17 protein-coding genes and 1 pseudogene are annotated in these 16,828 nt (G+C 69.5%); 12 read left to right on the top strand and 6 right to left on the bottom strand.

Annotated elements, in window-relative coordinates; all coding sequences use genetic code 11:
• On the top strand, positions 1-741 hold the full coding sequence (locus tag E7T09_RS20775; protein ID WP_240741924.1) for a glucodextranase DOMON-like domain-containing protein: 741 nt from the start codon (positions 1-3) through the stop codon (positions 739-741).
• Positions 723-1,619, top strand: coding sequence for a DMT family transporter (locus E7T09_RS20770; protein WP_240741923.1), 897 nt, complete (start codon positions 723-725; stop codon positions 1,617-1,619). Before E7T09_RS20775 ends, E7T09_RS20770 begins: the two co-directional genes overlap by 19 nt.
• Positions 1,620-1,627: 8 nt before the next feature.
• Here E7T09_RS20770 and E7T09_RS20765 read toward each other — a convergent pair whose 3' ends face one another.
• Positions 1,628-2,914, bottom strand: a complete 1,287-nt coding sequence (locus tag E7T09_RS20765) for a DUF4127 family protein (protein ID WP_136391118.1) — start codon at positions 2,912-2,914, stop codon at positions 1,628-1,630.
• A gap of 101 nt (positions 2,915-3,015) precedes the next feature.
• On the opposite strand from E7T09_RS20765, the gene E7T09_RS20760 reads away from it, so the two are divergent.
• Both E7T09_RS20760 and E7T09_RS20755 read left to right on the top strand, forming a co-directional pair.
• Positions 3,016-4,176 (top strand): ABC transporter permease, encoded by a 1,161-nt coding sequence (locus tag E7T09_RS20760; protein WP_136391117.1) that lies wholly within the window; start codon positions 3,016-3,018, stop codon positions 4,174-4,176.
• The gene (locus tag E7T09_RS20755; RefSeq protein ID WP_136391116.1) at positions 4,176-4,889 is read left to right on the top strand and encodes an ABC transporter ATP-binding protein; all 714 of its coding nucleotides are present in this window, start codon (positions 4,176-4,178) and stop codon (positions 4,887-4,889) included. The genes E7T09_RS20760 and E7T09_RS20755 overlap by 1 nt, the downstream gene beginning before the upstream one ends.
• Before the next feature lie 311 nt (positions 4,890-5,200).
• Here E7T09_RS20755 and E7T09_RS20750 read toward each other — a convergent pair whose 3' ends face one another.
• The gene (locus E7T09_RS20750; RefSeq protein ID WP_136391115.1) at positions 5,201-5,488 is read right to left on the bottom strand and encodes a hypothetical protein; all 288 of its coding nucleotides are present in this window, start codon (positions 5,486-5,488) and stop codon (positions 5,201-5,203) included.
• Positions 5,489-5,542: 54 nt separating this feature from the next.
• The gene (gene pulA, locus E7T09_RS20745) at positions 5,543-9,253 is read right to left on the bottom strand and encodes a pullulanase-type alpha-1,6-glucosidase (RefSeq protein ID WP_136391114.1); all 3,711 of its coding nucleotides are present in this window, start codon (positions 9,251-9,253) and stop codon (positions 5,543-5,545) included.
• A gap of 104 nt (positions 9,254-9,357) precedes the next feature.
• Between pulA and E7T09_RS20740 the strand changes: the two genes are divergently transcribed.
• Genes E7T09_RS20740 through E7T09_RS20730 form a run of 3 tightly spaced genes read left to right on the top strand, consistent with a single transcriptional unit; the run spans position 9,358 to position 10,700 of the window.
• Entirely contained in the window at positions 9,358-9,594 is a 237-nt protein-coding gene (locus E7T09_RS20740; protein ID WP_240741922.1) for a hypothetical protein, read from the top strand.
• 30 nt (positions 9,595-9,624) lie between these two features.
• Entirely contained in the window at positions 9,625-9,930 is a 306-nt protein-coding gene (locus tag E7T09_RS20735) for a hypothetical protein (RefSeq protein WP_136391112.1), read from the top strand.
• Positions 9,931-9,962: 32 nt separating this feature from the next.
• On the top strand, positions 9,963-10,700 hold the full coding sequence (locus E7T09_RS20730; RefSeq protein ID WP_136391111.1) for a helix-turn-helix domain-containing protein: 738 nt from the start codon (positions 9,963-9,965) through the stop codon (positions 10,698-10,700).
• Between the two features lie 66 nt (positions 10,701-10,766).
• On the opposite strand, the gene E7T09_RS20725 is transcribed toward E7T09_RS20730, so the two are convergent.
• Both E7T09_RS20725 and E7T09_RS20720 read right to left on the bottom strand, forming a co-directional pair.
• A complete protein-coding gene (locus E7T09_RS20725) occupies positions 10,767-11,300 on the bottom strand; it encodes a dihydrofolate reductase family protein (protein ID WP_136391110.1) in 534 nt (177 codons plus the stop codon).
• Between the two features lie 131 nt (positions 11,301-11,431).
• Positions 11,432-12,139 (bottom strand): dienelactone hydrolase family protein, encoded by a 708-nt coding sequence (locus E7T09_RS20720; RefSeq protein WP_136391109.1) that lies wholly within the window; start codon positions 12,137-12,139, stop codon positions 11,432-11,434.
• A 35-nt stretch (positions 12,140-12,174) separates the two neighbouring features.
• On the opposite strand from E7T09_RS20720, the gene E7T09_RS20715 reads away from it, so the two are divergent.
• From E7T09_RS20715 to E7T09_RS20705, 3 genes and pseudogenes are all read left to right on the top strand, one after another.
• Positions 12,175-13,086 carry a P1 family peptidase gene (locus tag E7T09_RS20715; protein ID WP_136391108.1) on the top strand — a complete coding sequence of 304 codons (912 nt, stop codon included), beginning with the start codon at positions 12,175-12,177 and terminating at the stop codon, positions 13,084-13,086.
• A 153-nt stretch (positions 13,087-13,239) separates the two neighbouring features.
• Positions 13,240-13,545: pseudogene (locus E7T09_RS20710) on the top strand (NUDIX domain-containing protein); the annotation flags it as partial.
• Entirely contained in the window at positions 13,542-14,009 is a 468-nt protein-coding gene (locus E7T09_RS20705) for an NUDIX hydrolase (RefSeq protein WP_136391107.1), read from the top strand. The pseudogene E7T09_RS20710 and the gene E7T09_RS20705, both read left to right, overlap by 4 nt.
• On the opposite strand, the gene E7T09_RS20700 is transcribed toward E7T09_RS20705, so the two are convergent.
• Positions 13,996-14,721, bottom strand: coding sequence for a GNAT family N-acetyltransferase (locus E7T09_RS20700; RefSeq protein WP_136391106.1), 726 nt, complete (start codon positions 14,719-14,721; stop codon positions 13,996-13,998). The two genes, E7T09_RS20705 and E7T09_RS20700, sit on opposite strands and share 14 nt — an antisense overlap.
• A 126-nt stretch (positions 14,722-14,847) precedes the next feature.
• Between E7T09_RS20700 and E7T09_RS20695 the strand changes: the two genes are divergently transcribed.
• Both E7T09_RS20695 and cobA read left to right on the top strand, forming a co-directional pair.
• Entirely contained in the window at positions 14,848-15,183 is a 336-nt protein-coding gene (locus tag E7T09_RS20695; protein WP_136391105.1) for a hypothetical protein, read from the top strand.
• 74 nt (positions 15,184-15,257) lie between these two features.
• On the top strand, positions 15,258-16,793 hold the full coding sequence (gene cobA, locus E7T09_RS20690; protein WP_136391104.1) for a uroporphyrinogen-III C-methyltransferase: 1,536 nt from the start codon (positions 15,258-15,260) through the stop codon (positions 16,791-16,793).
• The last annotated feature ends 35 nt before the right edge of the window (positions 16,794-16,828 follow it).

Here is a 16,828-nt window from a genome sequence, read left to right as displayed (position 1 = left end):
GTGCTGTCGCTGCTCACCGCTGCTCTCCTCACCATCCCGGATCCGGCCGGCGACGCCCGTGGAGACGGCGGGTACGTCCTGCCCACCCGCCCCGCGCTGACCCAGGACGCGCTGGATCTGCGGTCGCTCAGCGCCCAGCCGCAGGGCAGCGGCATGCAGTTCACGGTCGCCTTCGGCCAGATGGGCAATCCGTGGAACGCGCCCAGCGGCTACTCGGCCGGCGTGACGGACATCTTCGTGAAGACCGGCTTCGGCGGGCAGATGGCGCTGGCCGACACGGGCCTGCGGGTGCGCGGCGCGGGCGGCTGGCAGTACCACCTGCGCGTGACCGGGTTCACCAGCAGCCTGGAAGGGGTAGCCGAGGATGGCAGCGGCCTGCACCCCCTGGCGGCGCCCACGGTGAAGGTCGCGGGGACGAGTCTGGTCATCGACGCGGCCATTCCACCCGGCAATTACGCGTACTGGGTCACGAACGCCGTATATACCCCCCTCTCGTCCGATGGGGTGCTGCGGCCCACCCAGAGCGCCGGTGCCACCGCCCTTCAGGTGGGCCGCGCCGACGCGCCCGTGCCCGTCGACGTGCTCGCCCCGGAGGGAGACAATGGGGCGTACATTGACCACACCGTGGCCCCGCTGGGCGAGACGCGCAACACCGCCACCCTGATCCTGGCCGGAGTGGGCCTGCTGGGCCTGCTGGTCACGCTGGTCGCCACGGTCGCCGTGTGGCGAAGAACCCGTTGACGGCGGCCGCCACCCGCCGCGCGACGCTGCTGATCCTCACGGCCGCCGTGCTGTGGGGCCTGCTGGGCATTCTGGGCAAGCAGGCGCAGGCGGCGGGCGTGTCGCCGCTGGAGGTCGCGTTCTGGCGGGCCACGCTGGGCGGCGCCCTGTACGCCCTGCACGCCACCGTGATCCGCGCGCCGCTGCCCCGAGGCCGTGACCTGTGGATCACCGCCGCCTTCGGGGTGGCGGGCGTGAGCGTGTTCTACGGCACGTACCAGCTGGCAGTGCGGGCAGGCGGCGCCAGCCTCGCCTCGGTGCTGCTGTACACCGCGCCCGCCTTCGTGGCCCTGATGGGCTGGGCCTTTTTGCGCGAGCGCCTGGGCCTGCGGGAACTCGGCGCCGTGGTCGGCACCCTGCTGGGGATCGCCCTGATCAGCTTTGGAGGTGGGCAGGGCGTGACCGTCAGCCCGGCCGCGCTGGGCTTCGGACTGACCGCCGGATTCACTTATTCACTGTATTACCTGTATGGCAAGGCCTTCTTCCATCGCTACGCCCCGCCCGCGCTGCTGGCCGTGGCCCTGCCGGTCGGCGCCCTGGGCCTGCTGCCGCTGGTGCACTTCACGCCGAAAACGGCGCCCGCGTGGACCAGCCTGCTGGCCCTGTCGTTCTTCAGCACGTACCTCGCCTACCTCGCGTACAGCGCGGGCCTGCGGCACCTGAACGCCACGCGCGCAAGCGTGATCGCCAGCCTGGAACCGGTCGTGGCGGCTGGGCTCGCGGCGGTTCTCTACGGCGAGCACCTCTCCCCGCTGGCCCTGCTGGGCGCGGCCCTGGTGATCGGCGCGGCCCTGGCCCTGAGCCTGCGCAGCGCCGAGGAACACCCGCCCGTCGAGTAACGGAGAGGTCAGGGGGTGGACGGCGGGCCGGACTGCGGCGTCAGGTCGAAGTCCCATTCGAAGGAGCGGCCCCACGGCAGGAAGGCATCTTTCAGGGTGTAAGTGTTCCCCACCCGGAGCGGGAAGAACTCCTTCGCCAGCGTCAGCAGCTGCGTCTGGGCGTCCTGGCCGGCCAGCGCCGACTCCGGCAGTGCCCGGCGGAGCAGCGCGCGCACCTGCGTGGAGTAGATGACGTCGTTCGCGTACTCGCGGGCCAGCAGGGCATCCTGACGCACGGCGCTCGTGGCGTCCAGCGCCAGTTTCGCGTGGGCCAGGGCGCTGCCCAGGTTGTTGCCGGGGGTGCCCCACGCCGCCAGGGACTGCAGATTCGCGGTCTGCCGCAGGGTGCTCAGATCCGCCCACAGCCGGGGGGTGCCCACGTTCACCTGCGCCACGTCTGCCACCGCCACGTGTTCCTTCTGGAGGAGCGAACTGATCCGCACGGCCGCCCGGCGCGCATCGCCTCCGTTGAACACGAACAGCGTCAGGTCGGCCGGGCCGGAGTCCACCACCGTGAATCCGCTGCCGCGCGCGTGGTTCACCGCACTCTGGGTGAGGGGGATGCCCTCGTACTTCATCACGGTGGTCGCGGCCTTCGGATCGCTGTACTCGATGCGCACCGTCCGCGCCTGCGGCGACAGCGCGCGCGCCGCGAGCATGCCCAGCACCTCGTCCGCTCCCGGATAGACGCGCACGTTCGCCGGGACGTCCACCGCGAGCGCCGCGCCCTCCGCCGGAGAGGGACTGCCGGGCAGCGCGTCGTCCCAGGTCACGTCGAGTTGCGCGAACACGCCCTCCCTGGCCCACGCGATCATGGTTTTCACGACCTCCAGGTTCCGTGTCCGGTTCGTCGCGTCCGGTTCGCGCGGCAGGGTAATGAAGGCGTACACCGGCTGCTTCGTGCGGGCTTGCCACGCCCGGATCAGTTCCAGTCGGGTCAGGGCCTCCAGGGTCGTCAGCGGACTCGTGCGGGACTGCACCAGGCCACCGTAGGCCAGTGCGTCCAGCGCCACGACCAGCGGCCCGGACGGTGCCTGGCCCTCCAGCCACGCGCCCAGCGCCAGCGGATCCGCACCGCGTTTTGCGTCCCCCAGCAGCTGAACCGGCGGAACCTGCGGCGTGCCACCGTCCAGGCCCGCGATCAAGGCCGGCAACACCCGCGTGGCTGGACGGGAGTCCAGCGGAATCAGCGTCTGGGCACCCGCCAGGGGCAGCAGGGCCAGCAGGGAAGGAAAGAGGAGGACGGAAGAACGCATGCTGCCCAGCCTAGGGAAGGAACGTGAGGATCCTCAGGAGGGATCGATCTCTGTAGCCGCCCACCCACACCGGTCCCGGCCCCGGCAGCGTACGTTAAGGCGTGACCATGACCGACCTGTGGCGACTCGCGTGGCGTGGCCTGACCCGCCGCCGCGTCCGCACCCTCCTGACTGCCCTCGGGATCACCGTGGCCGTGGCCAGCATGGTCATCTTTCTGAGCCTCGGCGAGGGCATCCGCAAGGTGTTCACGCAGCAGCTCGGCGGGATCGGCCCGGACATCCAGGTGAGCCTCACGCCGCTGTCGCAGGGCATGGCGCTGCACCCGAACCTGCCGGGCAAGACCACGCAGGACATCATGGCGCTGTCGAAGGAACTCGGCATTCAATCGGTCACGCCCGTGATCATGGCCGTGCGGGGCGGCCTGGACGTCACGCAGAGCGTCATCCTGTACGGCCTGCCCGCCGCGCAGGGCATTCAGGCCGTGTTTCCCAGCACCACCATCGTCCAGGGCCGCGCCCTCCAGGCCGCCGATGAAGGGGAGGGCGTCGCCGTGGCCGGAGCGAAGGCCGCGCAGAACCTGCACCTGAAGGTCGGAAGCACCCTGAACCTCAACCGCCGCAACCGCGTGAAGGTCGAGGGCATCCTCGCGCCGGAATCCGGACTGGTCGATAATTTCATCTTCCTGCCGCTGGGCACCCTGCAACGCAGCGAGGGCGCCGACGGCCGCGTGTCGCTGGTCGCCGTGAAGCTGGACGACCCCCGCCAGGCCCGCACGGTCGCCACCGCCTTGGCCAAGAAGCTCGACCTGGAGGCCGCCACGCAGTCCGACTTCCTCAGCTTCCTCGACCGGGCCCTGAAGATCAGCGACGCCGTGCGCTTCGGCATTTCCCTGATCGCCCTGATCGTCGGTGGCCTGGCCGTCGCCAACACCGTCATGATGGGCGTCTACGAACGCATCCGCGAGTTCGGCACGCTGCGGGCCATCGGAGCCAGGCCCGGCTTCGTGCGCGCCCTGGTGCTCTCGGAAAGCCTGCTGCTCTCGCTGGTCGGTGGCGTCGGCGGCCTGCTGCTGGGGCTGGTCGGCATCTGGGTCGTGAACCTCTACACGCAGCAACTCGCCGGCATCGACGCCGCCGCCCTCACCCCCCGCCTCACTCTGCTGGCGTTGGGCATCAGCCTGCTGCTCGGCCTGCTCTCGGGCCTGCTGCCCGCCCGCGCCGCCAGCCGCCTGAACATCACCGACGCCCTCGGGAGGGTCTGATGACGACCGCTGCCACCATACCGTCCCCCACACCCGGCACGTTACCCACCCTGCACGTCGAGAACCTGTCGCGCATCTACCCCAGCGGTGACGGTCAGGTGCAGGCCCTCGCTCCCCTCACGCACACCTTCCCACCCGGCCTGACCGCCGTGGTCGGCCCCAGCGGCAGCGGCAAGAGCACCCTGCTGAACCTGCTCGCGGGCTTCGACACCCCCACCACCGGCACCGTGCAGGTCGGCGGCACCACCCTGACCAGCCTCAGCGAAACGCAGCGCGCGGACTTCCGCCTGAAGCACTATGGCTTCGTGTTCCAGAACCACAACCTCGTAAGCATCCTGACGGCCCTGGAGAACGTCGAATTCCCCCTCACCCTGGCCGGCGTTCCCCTGCGCGAACGCACCGACCGTGCCCGCGCCCTGCTCGCCCGGGTTGGCCTGGAGCAACGCGCCGGACACCTCCCCAGCCAGCTCTCGGGCGGGGAAGCCCAGCGCGTGGCCATTGCCCGCGCCTTAGCCGGGAATCCCGCCCTGCTGCTGTGCGACGAACCCACCGGCAACCTGGATTCCAAGACCGGCGAGATGGTGCTCTCGCAATTGCAGGACGCCGCGAAGCAGGGAAGAACGGTGGTGCTCATCACCCACGACCGCGATATCGCCGCGCTGGCCGACCACCACCTACAGGTGCGGGATGGGATTGTTAGTGTGGTGGATTAGTCCGGACTCCGGATTACGGTCACGGCATGGCTAACTGCAAAATCACCTTCCACCACTGAACGAGCTGTTACAGGATCCCCTGGGGCCGCAGATACATCGGGATGCCGAGAACTGGGAAACGCCCGGCTCGGTTCTCTACCTGTCCGCCCCCAGCCGACTCCGGTCAGCAGATTCCGTATTCACCCTGACGACCAAGATCAGGCCGCGCCCGGTGATCCGAAAGCTGGGAGCGACGATGCTGGTCATCGCCACGGCTATGCCCCGATGAGCTTTAGACGCGCTGCCGCTGCCGGAACAAAATGTTGCTCTGCTCAGGCCTGCGGCGCGGCCGGGCGCGGCTGCTCACCGCGAATGCCGGCAATGGTGGCTTCGACCAGTTCCTGAAACCCACCCCGGTGCATAGCGGTCAGCAGTTCGATGGTCTTGGCGGCGCTGCCCTCGAAGGCAAAGCCAGTGTTGTTCAGGTGACAGCCATTCAGGGCGGTGCCGCCGGTGCCGCTATAGATCAGGATGCACTCCTCGAAAGTGCAGCCCGTGAACTGCTTGTCGTCGATCTCGATGCGCTGTTTGGTGAAGGTCTGGTTCTCGATCACTTGCATGGGGAACTCCTGTTCGTGGGGTGGGCGGGTGCCGTCAGACCATACCGCCTACGCTCATTTGCCGACAAACACAGTCGTGGTCAGGCCCGGCACGCTCACGGTGTTGCCGGCATACTTGCTGGTTTTCACCACGGGGTCGGTGCTGGCCGCCAGGGCGGGGTGCAGGCTCAGGTTCAGTCCGGCGAGGGCCGGGTCGCTGAGCATGATGGTCTTATCGTTCCCGTTGAAGACCACCACGATGGTCTTATACGGGTTCGTGGCACTCACGGCTCCGCTGAGCTTCATGGCGATCACGCCGGGCTGCTGGCTCGGGCCAGTGTTCAGGAAGCTCAGTTCCTGCTGAACCTGCGCGGCCGTGTCCAGGCGGAAGAGGGTGCTGGAGTACCGCACGCGGAGCATTTCGCGGTAGTGGTCGAAGGCCCGCTGGATGTCGGCGGGCGTAACCTTCATGGCCGGATTGCCCAGGATGCTCTTGTACAGCGGCCAGTTTCCGCTGTTCTTGTCAGCGGGCGGCAGGCCCTTGCCGAAGCCGTTGCCCTTCAGGCTCCAGTCGAGCGTGTTGAACCAGTCGCCGCTGTTGTAGCTGTCGGTGTCGAAGGACTTGCTGCGCAGGATGTCGTCGCCGGCGTAACTGAAGGGCAGGCCCTGTCCGAGCAGGATCACGCTGTTGCCCAGGTTCTGCATTCGGGTGCGCTGAGCACTGGTCGCGCTCTTCGGGGCTTTCAGGAGCACAGCGTCGAACAGGGTCTGGTTGTCGTGCGCGCTGGCGTAGGTGATGGATTCGCGGGGGCTGGCGGCGTACCCGGTGGGCTGGCCGCCGTAATCGACCTGCCCGCCCGTGACGGTCTGGCCGCTGGCGGACGTGAACTTGAAGTCGCGCAGATTGCCGGTCAGCCCGATCCGCACCTGATCCGCGAGTGTCAGGGCCTTCGCCTTGTCGGCGTTCTGCGGTAAGCCATTGGACAGCGTGAACAGCCCGGTCGCGAAGCCCTGATCCTCCAGGCCGCCAAAGGGGTTCCCGCCGCGCACTGCGTCCCGGATGCGGTCGTTGAAGGTGCCGATCCCCTGCCCGTACAGGTTGCCCTGCGTGGCGTTCACGCCGCGCTTGTTCCCCTGTACCTCGCCGAAATCCCAGCCCTCGCCGTACAGGTAGATGGCCTTGCCGTCCACGCCGTCGCGCTGGAGGGTCAGGGCGTCGAGCGCTCTGCGGACAGCCTGCAGGTCTGCGACCATGTGGTGGCCCATCAGGTCGAAGCGGAAGCCGTCCACTCTGTACTGCCGGGCCATCAGCACCAGCGTGTCGACCATCAGCCGGCGCATCATGGTGTGCTCGGTGGCCGTGTTCGAGCAGCACGTGCTGTTCTCGACGCCCCCGTTCACGTTCAGGCGGTGGTAGTAGCCGGGCACGATTTTATCCAGCACGCTCCGGTCGGCCTGCCCGCTGGCGTCCGTGTGGTTGAACACCACGTCCTGCACCACGCGCAGCCCGGCGCCGTTGAGGGCCATGACCATCTGCCGGTACTCCTTCGTGCGTTGATCCGGGTTCACGGCGTAGCTGCCCTCGGGCACCATGTAGTGGTACGGATCGTAGCCCCAGTTGTAGGCGTCGGCGTCACCGATGGCGGTCACGGCCTTCTGCTGCTCCTCGCTGTCCGGCGGGAAGGTGCTCAGATCCGGCGTGGCCTTCCACTTGGATTTGTCCTCCTCGATAGTGGCGATATCGAAGGTCGGCAGCAGGTGAATGGCCTTCAAGCCCGCGTCGGCCAGCGCTTTCAGGTGCTTCATCCCTGCGCTGCCGGTCTGGGTGAAGGCCAGATAGGTGCCGCGCTGGGCGGCAGGCACGGTCGGGTCGGCGGCGCTGAAATCGCGCAGGTGCAACTCGTAGAAACTCAGGTCCGAGGCGCTTCTCAGCACGGGTTTCTTCAGGGCGTCCCACCCGGCGGGCTTCTGCGCGGCGTCGTTCAGGTCAATGAGCAGGCTGCGGGCGCTGTTCAGCGTCAGGGCCACGCTGTAGGGATCGGTGACGAGGTTCGTCTCGATCTTCCCGGTGCTGGGCGCGTAGACCTTCACGCTGTAGCGGTAGGCCAGGCCGCGCCAGCCCGGATCCCCGGTGGCCGTCCACACGCCCCTGGTGTCCCGCGTCATGGCCACCGTGCGCCCGTTCGATCCGTCGGCCTTCGAGAGCTGCAACGCGACGTCCTGCGCGGTCGGGGCCCACAGGCGCACGGTGGGCTTGTTGCCCTGCCACGTCACGCCCAGCGGGCCGTCGTAGGCGTCGAGGTCGTCGAGCGCCCACGCGGTCTGCACGCCGGTCGCGTCGAGCACCGTGCCGTCGGGCATGACGCTGCTCACGGCCAGCTGACCGCGCAGGGCCTCCGCCACCTTGCTCCGGTCTTCGGCGCGCACCTGCACCAGCCGGTAGCCCGCGAGATACGGCACCTTCGCCTTCTGCGCGGCGCTCAGGCCGGGGGGCACCTCCTCCAGCGTGATCGTGCTGCCGCCGTCCACGCCATCCGCGCCGAGCTTCAGGCTGGCATCCAGGGCCGTGTGCAGGGTCAGGAACGCGCCGGGCTGCACCAGATCCGGCTTCACGGCGATCTGGGTGGCGTTCAGCATGATCGCCTGCTGCTTGCTCAGGTCGCCCACGGTCTTCACGCTGGTGTCGGGGCGGGTGGTGTTCACGGTCGCGGTGCCGCTCACGATCCAGGCCTGAGTGCCCATCTCGCGGGTCAGGATCATGTCCGGCCCCGGATCCTTCTCGTCGCCCCTGTGCACGATGAACCCCAGTTTCTTCCAGTCGGTCTTCATGGGCACGTCCCAGTACACGCCGAATGCGTTCGTGCCGGTCTGCGCCAGCGGCTTGTCCCACGTGACCGTGGCCGTGGTGTCCTCGAAAGCGTGCAGGCCCCAGCCGTCGTACTTGCCATCCGGGCGGTAGTAGTTGATCCGCACACTGCCGGCGGGCACAGGGGTGTCGCTCAGGGCGGCAGGTGCGCCGTAGGCGAAGTCGGCCTTCCCGCTCGTCACGGTGACCTCGGTGCCCTTCGTGGGGTCGGCGAACATGTCCGGCCCTGGATCCTTCTCGTCGCCCTTATGCACAATGAACCCCACTTTGGCCGCGCCCGCCTTGAGCGGCACGTCCCAGTACGCTCCGCCCGCATCCATGCCCGTCGGGGCCAGGGGCTTGTCCCACGTGACCGTGGCGGTCGTGTCCTCCCAGGCATGCAGCCCCCAGCCGTCGTATTTGCCATCCGGGCGCACGTAGCGCACCCGCAGGACGTTCTTCGGGATCGGCTGGGCTGCGGTCGCCGCCGGGGCCGCCGTCGGTGCGGTGGCGGCAGGCGTCTTCGGGGCGGTCGGCGTGGCGGGCGCCTTCGTCGCGTCCACGGTCAGGGCCGCGCCCTTCGCATACGCGACATTCGCGCTGCCGGACTTCAGGAACAGCTCGTGGCCCTGACCCAGGTCGAGCCACAGGTCGGGGCCGGGGTCTTTCGTGTCGCCTTTGTGGACGATGAAGGCGACCTTCTGTGCGCCGGCCTTCAGCGGGATGTCCCAGTACGCGCCCCAGTCGTCCTTCCCGGTCTGGGCCAGGGGCTTGTCCCAGGTGACGGTGGCGGTCGTGTCCTCCCAGGCGTGCAGGCCCCAGCCGGTGTACGCGCCGTCCGGACGCTGGTAGTGCACGCGGGCGGTATTCGCCGGCAGGGGGGCTTGCGCGGCGGCGGCGGCCAGCAGCGCGAACGTCAGGAGCGTCGCAGATCGTCTCATGGTGTGTTCCCGAGTGTACCGGGCCGTGTCCTGCCCAGTCTGTCTCAAGCCCCCTTGACGCCCAGCACACCCGCTCCGCGCGCGCCCACGGCAGCATGCACCCCATGACCGGCACCGGACACCGCAGCGACGAGACCCACGACCAGCCCCAGGAGAACCACAGCGACGCCGAGAGCCTGCGGCACATTCCCGCCGACTACGAGGATCGCGGCGTGGTGCAGGACAGCCCCGGCAACCCGGACATCGGCGTGGAACACGGCAATCCCAACCGCGAGATGGACGAGGCCGACGACGACACCAACGGCCGCACCCTCGACGACGACCTGACCGCGAAGGGCTGAACAGGGGCCCGGAGCCCCTACACTGCGTCCATGACCGGCAAAGCCATCTCTCCCGACGACCGCGCGCGGCTTGACCCGGTATTCATGCAGGTGGTTCTGGACGTGCAGGCCCAGCTCCAGCAGACCCGGCCCGCCCAGCCGGGCAACCTGGCCGCCATGTTCCACAAGGAGACGGTGTCGGACGGCCTTCAGGGTTGCGCCATGCTGATCGCCGGCTGGAACCAGGGCCGCGTGGACGACGCCGGGATGACCCGCGCCGTGAAGTCGCTGCGGGCGCTGGAACTCCCGGATCTAGCGGCGCGGGTCGAGCGGCTCCGCGAGATCGATCACGCGTGAGCGCCCTGTCGTTCCACCCCCGGAGGTGAGCGGTGGCCTTCACGCTCGATGTCTTGGGCGGGCACTCGCCGGTCATCGAGAGCGTCTGGCAGGCGCGCAGCGAGCAGGCGGGCACCTTCACGTCCATGGCCGTCAGCCGCTGCGAGCTGGTCTTTACCCGCCAGCGGGGCGAGGTGAGCGTCATCCTGCGTGGCCCCGAGACGGGCGCGTCCATCGCGGCCTGCCCGGCGGACGCGGAGTTTCTGGGGATCACCTTCCGGCTAGGAACCGTGCTGAGCGCCCTGCCGCCGGAAAGACTGGTGGATCGGCATGCGCGGCTGCCCCTCTCAACCGGACAGTCGTTCTGGCTGGATGACCGTGCCCTGCCCATCCCGGACGCGCAGGACGCCGGGGCGTTCGTCGAGCACCTCATCCGGCAACGGGTGCTGCACTTCGAGCCGACCATCCACACCCTCGTGAACGAGGATCTTCCGGACGCAGACCGGAGCCTGCGAACGGTGCAGCGGCAGTTCCGGCAGACGACCGGACTCACCCACCGGCTGGTGAAGTCCATCGAGCGTGCCCGGCAAGCCGCCGCGCTCCTCGAACAGGGGCACGGCATTGCCGACGTGGTACACGAGCTGGACTTCAGCGACCAGCCGCACCTGACCAAGGCCCTGCGGCGTTTCGTGGGCCGCACCCCCGGCCAGATTCTGGGTAACGCGTGGTCGCACTCGGCGTGGCTGGAGGAGGAGAGCTTCGCGCGCTCCCTGGAGCTGGCCGCCGACTGAGTGCGGTTCCGATGGATGCCGAACACACCACGGCATCCATCCGGACGTGGGCCGTCTGGGAGCGGTTTAGGCTGGCCGGTAGGTCATCAGGGCCACGCCCGTGCTGGTCGTCGTGACGTCCGTCAGGGTCAGGGTGGCCTGCACGCCCTCCGCGAAGAGACGCTGGCCGCTGCCGAGCACGACAGGGCAGACGATCAGCCGGAACTCGTCGATCAGGCTGTGGGGCATCAGCGAGCGCACCAGCTGCCCGCTGCCGTAGATCAGGATGTGCCCGCCGTCTTCCTGCCGCAGCCGCTCGACCTCGGCGGGCACGTCACCCTGGATGGCCGTGGCGTTCCAGGTCAGCTCCTGAGCGCTGCGGGTGGCGATCCGCTTGGGCAGGGCGTTCATGCGTTCCGCGAAGCCCTGCTCGTCACTGGCCTGCATCCACGCTCGGGACATGCCGTCGTACGTCACTCGGCCCTGGAGCAGCAGGTCGCTCTGGAACAGCAGATCCCGCTGCGAACGGGCGAGTTCGTCGTTGAAGTAGGGGGCGCTCCACGAGGGATCGCTCATGATGCCGTCGAGACTCAGGTATTCCGCCGCAATGACTTTCCGCATGGTGGTTCCTCCGTGAAGGCTGGGTGCGCTGGGAGCGTCACCGCTGAACACAGCCTAGGAGGACGGCCCCGGATCGTCTTGTACCGAAACGACACGGGCCATGGCCGTCTGGGCCACCGCGCAGACCCGGTTCAGGTGGCCGCTCCGACGACGTGGGTGTCGAAGAAACCCATCACGCGGTTCCAGGCGTCCTGGCTGGCCACCGCATCGAAGTTCGGGCCGTGGTTGGCGAAGGAATGTCTCGCGCCGGGGTAGATCTTGATGTCGTTGTCAATTCCGGCCGCCGTGAGTTCGTCCCGCATCCTCTCGCCCTGCTTCCTCGTGAAGTCCCGTTCGGGAAATGAGCCGACCACGGGGCATGCGCGGCGCAGGGCCTCGGCGGGGCGGGGCACGAAGCCGTAATACGGAGCCACCGCCCTGACCTGGTCGTCGGTGCAGGCCATGGCCACGGCCAGACTGCCGCCCAGGCAGAAGCCCACAGCGCCCAGCCGCGCGCTGTCCACGCCGTCCAGGGTGCCCAGCACATCCAGGGCGCGGCGGGTGTCCTTCACGCCCTGGTGTTCCAGCGAGTTCAGGAACAGGCCGCCCATCAGGCGGAACATGCACGCGGCCGGGCTGCGGCCGCTGAACAGGTCGACGGCCAGCGCCACGTAGCCGGCGCGCGCGAACCGGTCGGCGATGGCGCGGATGTCGTCGTTCAGCCCGAAGGCCTCGTGGATGACCAGCACGCCGGGCGCCGCGCCGGTGGTCGTGGCGGGACGGTACACCTCGGCGTTCAGGGATCGGCCGCCGGAATCGAAGGACAGGGTCTGGGCCGGGGCCGAAGCGGAAGCGGTCATGCTCCACGGTACGCCCGCCGTGCTGGAATGGCCGTATGCCCACAGCCAACTCCACGCTCACGGCCATTCCAGGGTTTCAGGTCGGTCACTGGACGGATCAAGTCGGTCTGACCGGCTGCACCGTCATCCTGTGTCCGCCACAGGGGGCGGTGGCGTCGGCGTCGTTCCTGGGGCCCAGTCCGGGCACGCGCGAGGGGGTGCTGCTGGGCGTGGAGAAGAAGGTCGAGCGCGTGCACGCCCTGCTGTTCACCGGCGGCAGCGCCTTCGGTCTGGCGGCCGCGACCGGGGTGATGCGGGTGCTGGAGGAGCGCGGTATCGGGCACGACACGCCGTGGGCGCGGGTGCCCATCGTACCGGCGGCCGTGATCTACGACCTGGGCGTGGGGGATCCGGGAGCCCGGCCGGGCGAGCGGGAAGGGGAGAGCGCCGCGCGGACGGCCACCGCCGAGCCGGTGCCGCGTGGCCGGGTCGGCGCAGGGACGGGCGCGACTGCCGGGAAGTACGCGGGCGTGGGCGCGGTGCCCGGTGGCCTGGGAAGCGTGCTGCTCGAACGCCATGACGTGCGGGTGGGGGCGCTGGCCGTCGTGAACCCGATCGGGGACGTGCTGGATGAGCAGGGCGGCGTGCTGGCCGGGCCGGGTGTGGGGGCGGGAGCGGTGGCCTTCACGCCGGGCGAGATGGAAAGCACCACGCTGGTCGCGGTGGTGACCGAACATACCCTGACCAAGGCCGAGTGCCGTCGCCTTGCGGACGCCGCGCAGACCGCCCTGGCCCGCGTCATCCATCCCAGTCACACGGCCTGGGATGGTGATAGTGCCTTCGTGCTGAGCACCTGCACGCGCCCGCTGGCCGATCCGCTGCTGCTGGGGGCGCTGGTGCAGGAGGCCGTGTGCGCGGCTGTGCGGGATGGCGTGCGACTGGCCACCACTCCGGGCAACGATGTGTAAGATACTCACATGAGTACAGACGATTATGTCCGTGATCTGCGCGCCGCGATCGGCCCCCGCCCCGTGAACTTTGTCGGGGCCGCCGCGCTGATCAGGGACGCCGGTGGGCGCATCCTGCTGGGCTAGCGCGTCGGTCGCCAGACCTGGGGCGTTCCCGGCGGCATCAGTGAACTCGGCGAGGCCCTGCCGGACACGCTGCGCCGCGAGGTACACGAGGAGACCGGCCTGCATGTCCACGCGGCCGAGCTGCTCGACGTGATCAGCGGGCCGGACACCCACCGCCGCTCGCCGAACGGCGACGAGTTCTACACCTATACCGCCCTGTACCGCGTCACGGCCTGGAGCGGCACGCCTGAGCCCGATAGCGTGGAGTTCGCTGCCCTGGCCTTCTTCGACCGGGCCACCCTGCCCACCCTGGGTGGCCCTGTCACCCGCCGCGCCGCCGAGGCCAATGCATGACTGCCACCGACTATGTCCGTACACTGCGCGCCCGCATCGGCCATGCCCCGGTGAACTGGGCGGGCGTGTGCGCGCTGGTGGTGAACGCCGACGGCGAAGTGCTGCTCCAGCGCCGTACCGACACCGCCGGCTGGGGCACGCCCGGCGGCATCGCGGAACTCGGCGAGGCGCTGGAAGATACGCTGCGCCGCGAACTGCTGGAGGCGACCGGCATCGTTCCCCGCGAACCCCTGCTGTTCACCGTGATCAGCGGCCCCGACACCTTCGTGCGCCTCCCGAACGGCGACGAGTACTACCAGATCACGTCCGTCTACGTGATCCGAGCCTGGAACGGTCTGCCCCGCGCGGACGGTGCGGAGGACACGGCGCTGCGTTTCTACTCGCTGAACGCTTTGCCCGCTGGCCTCGGGCCGGTCGACCGGCAGGCGCTGGAGCTGCTGCGCGTATGCCTCAGCGTGTACTGACCGGCGCGGTGAAGGTCAGCCGCAGTCCGCCCAACGTGAACCCCGCGCGGACGATGTTCCGCTCGCTGCCGGTGCCGGGCGTGGTGAACACGGTGGCCAGCGTGGCCCCAGCTGCCCTGGCCGCATGCAGCCGGGCGGCGATCAACGCCGCCTGCACGCCCCGGTTCCTGGCTTCCGGCACGGTGGACATGCCATACAGGGCCCCCACATCGCCCTTCACGCCCAGCGCGCCACTTCCGGCGGGGGCGCCGTCCACGGTCGCCACGAACCGCCGGATCCCCGGCCCGTGGGCCACGACCTGCATGATCTCCTCGCTGCCCGGCCCGAAACTACGTGCCGACAGGGCGGCCCAGGCCGCCGCATCGCCCTCCTCGTGAACGGGAAGGTGGATCTCGGGCAGGCTCCCGAGGTCGTGGGTGTACAGGTGCAGCACGTAATCTAGGGCGTATCCGCGCGCGTTCAACAGGGGGAGGATCGCTGGGACGGTGGCGGAGAGCACGTGCAGCGTGGCGGGGATGTCGTGCGCTGAGCTGAACGCCTCGAAGGCCGCCAGCTCGGCGGCGTCCGGGGGCCGGGAACCGTCGTGCCACGCCGAATTCAGCGGCAGTCCTGGCGCGACGAAGGCCGCGACGAGTGGGCCGAACCGGTGGGACACGCCGAACTCCGCGTGGGCGGCCGCTTCTACCTGCGCGATCCGCTGCCAGGGGTCCATGCCCTCAGGGTACTGCGTGAAGGCCGTCTCAGCCCACCTACAGGGGAGCTTCAGCGAGGATTGGCCAGGCCTTGACCTTGTAGTTCTTCCCCCGGTGCGGGGTGCGGCCACGCCTCAGGGTGGATCATGCTTGCCTTTCACCCACAGATGTTCGTGCGCATCGTGGAACTCCACGGCCCGCGTGCGCCCATGCCCAAGCCGCTGCAGAGTGGCTTCTCCGAAACCCGCGCCTACCGCGTGGTGGGGGTGTACAACCCGTCCGAATCGTCGGACGCGTACTTCATCCTGCCGAACGACCGCGACGAGTTGTGGTTCATCTGCCAGCGTCACCTGCGCTTCGCGGGCCTGCACGATACCCAGGCCCACCACCTGGACTGGCCCGCCGCCGACGCCGTGGCGCACCAGAGCGGTGGTGCGGCCGTGCCCTCCGGCGACGCCCTGCACGCCAGCGCTACCGACTGATTCCAGCGTCCGATCACTGCTCGCCCGCTCCCCGTGTGCCCTATGTCCCGCACGCGGGGGGCTAGCCTGTCGGCATGACCGACGCTTCCCCCCCTTCCCGCGCTTTCGTGTCCCTGATCGGGGCGGGTCCCGGCGATCCGGGCCTGCTCACCCTGCACGGGCAGCGTGCCCTGCGGGAGGCGGACGTGGTGCTGTTCGACTACCTCGCGAACCCGGAACTGCTGCGGTTCTCGCCGGATGCCGAGACGATCTACGTGGGCAAGAAGGGGTTCTCGGAGTACATCACCCAGGAGCAGATCAATGCGCTGATCGTGGCGAAAGCGCAGGCGAATGGTGGGCAGCGGGTGGCGCGGCTCAAGGGCGGCGACGTGTACGTGTTCGGCCGGGGTGGCGAGGAGGCCGAGGCCTGCGCCGTGGCGGGCGTGCCCTTCGAGGTCGTGCCGGGGGTGACCAGCGCCATCGCCGCGCCCGCCTACGCCGGGATTCCGGTCACGCACCGCGAGGTCGCCCGCAGCTTCGCCGTCCTGACCGGCAACACCAGGGAGGGCGGCGCGCACTACGAGCGGCTGTCGGGGGTCGACACGCTGGTGCTCCTGATGGGCGTCCGCAACCTGGATCAGATCGCCGCCGACCTGATCGGAGCGGGGCGCCACCCGGACACGCCCGCCGCGACCATCCAGTGGGGCAGCACGCCGCAGCAGCGCACCGTCACCGGCACCCTGACCACCATCGCGCAGGTCGTGAAGGACGCGGGCCTGGAAGCGCCTGCCGTAACGGTCGTGGGCGAGGTCGTGCGCCTGCGCGAGCACCTGCGCTGGTTCGACCGGCACGCGCGCCTGGGCGGCCCGCTTGCCGGCAAAACTGTGGCCGTGACCCGCACCCGCGAGGGTGCCAGCGGGCTGTCCGACGTGCTGCGGGCGCGTGGGGCCAGCGTGCTGGAGGTGCCCCTGATCCGCTTCGCCGCGGTTCCCGACGACCAGCCGGTCGCGGAGGCACTGCACAATTTCAGCGGCTGGCTGCTGCTCACCAGCAACCAGGCGGTCACGGCCCTGTTCGCCTTCCTGGAACGGTCTGGCCTCGATGCCCGCGCGCTGTCGCGCGTGAAGGTCGCCGCCGTCGGCCCCAGCACGGCCCGCAGCCTCGCGGAGCGAGGGTTAAGGGCCGACTTCGTGCCGTCCACGCCCGGCGCGCGGCATCTGGGCGCGGAACTTCCCGCCGGGCCGGGCGAGGTGGCCCTGCACCTGACCTCGCAGCTCGCCGAGGCTGACCTGAAGGGCGCGCTGGAAGCCCGCGACATCGGGTACCGGCGGGCGGAACTGTACCGGACCGAGGCCGCCCCGCTGAAGGAGCACACGGCGCAGCGGCTGAAGGAGGCGGCCGTCATCACCCTCGCGTCGGGCAGCGCGGCCCGGCACCTGGCGGCCCTGGCCAGCGCGGACTTCGATCCTCTGGGCCTGCCGGTGGCCGCGATGGGCCTGCAGACGGCCGATGCGGCGCGCGAGGCCGGGTTCACGCGCATCACGGTTGCCCGGACGGCCAGCCTGGACGCCCTGGCCGACGCAGCGGAACAGGCTACGCGGGAAGCCCAGGAGACCGAACGTCGCGCCTGACCCGCTGGAAATGTCTGTTGGAGCGCTAAATTATG

Origin of the sequence: Deinococcus sp. KSM4-11, from assembly GCF_004801415.1 — a bacterium.
GTDB lineage: Bacteria > Deinococcota > Deinococci > Deinococcales > Deinococcaceae > Deinococcus.
The sequence above is the reverse complement of the archived record's forward strand: the minus strand, read 5'-3'. Positions and strand labels throughout refer to the sequence as shown.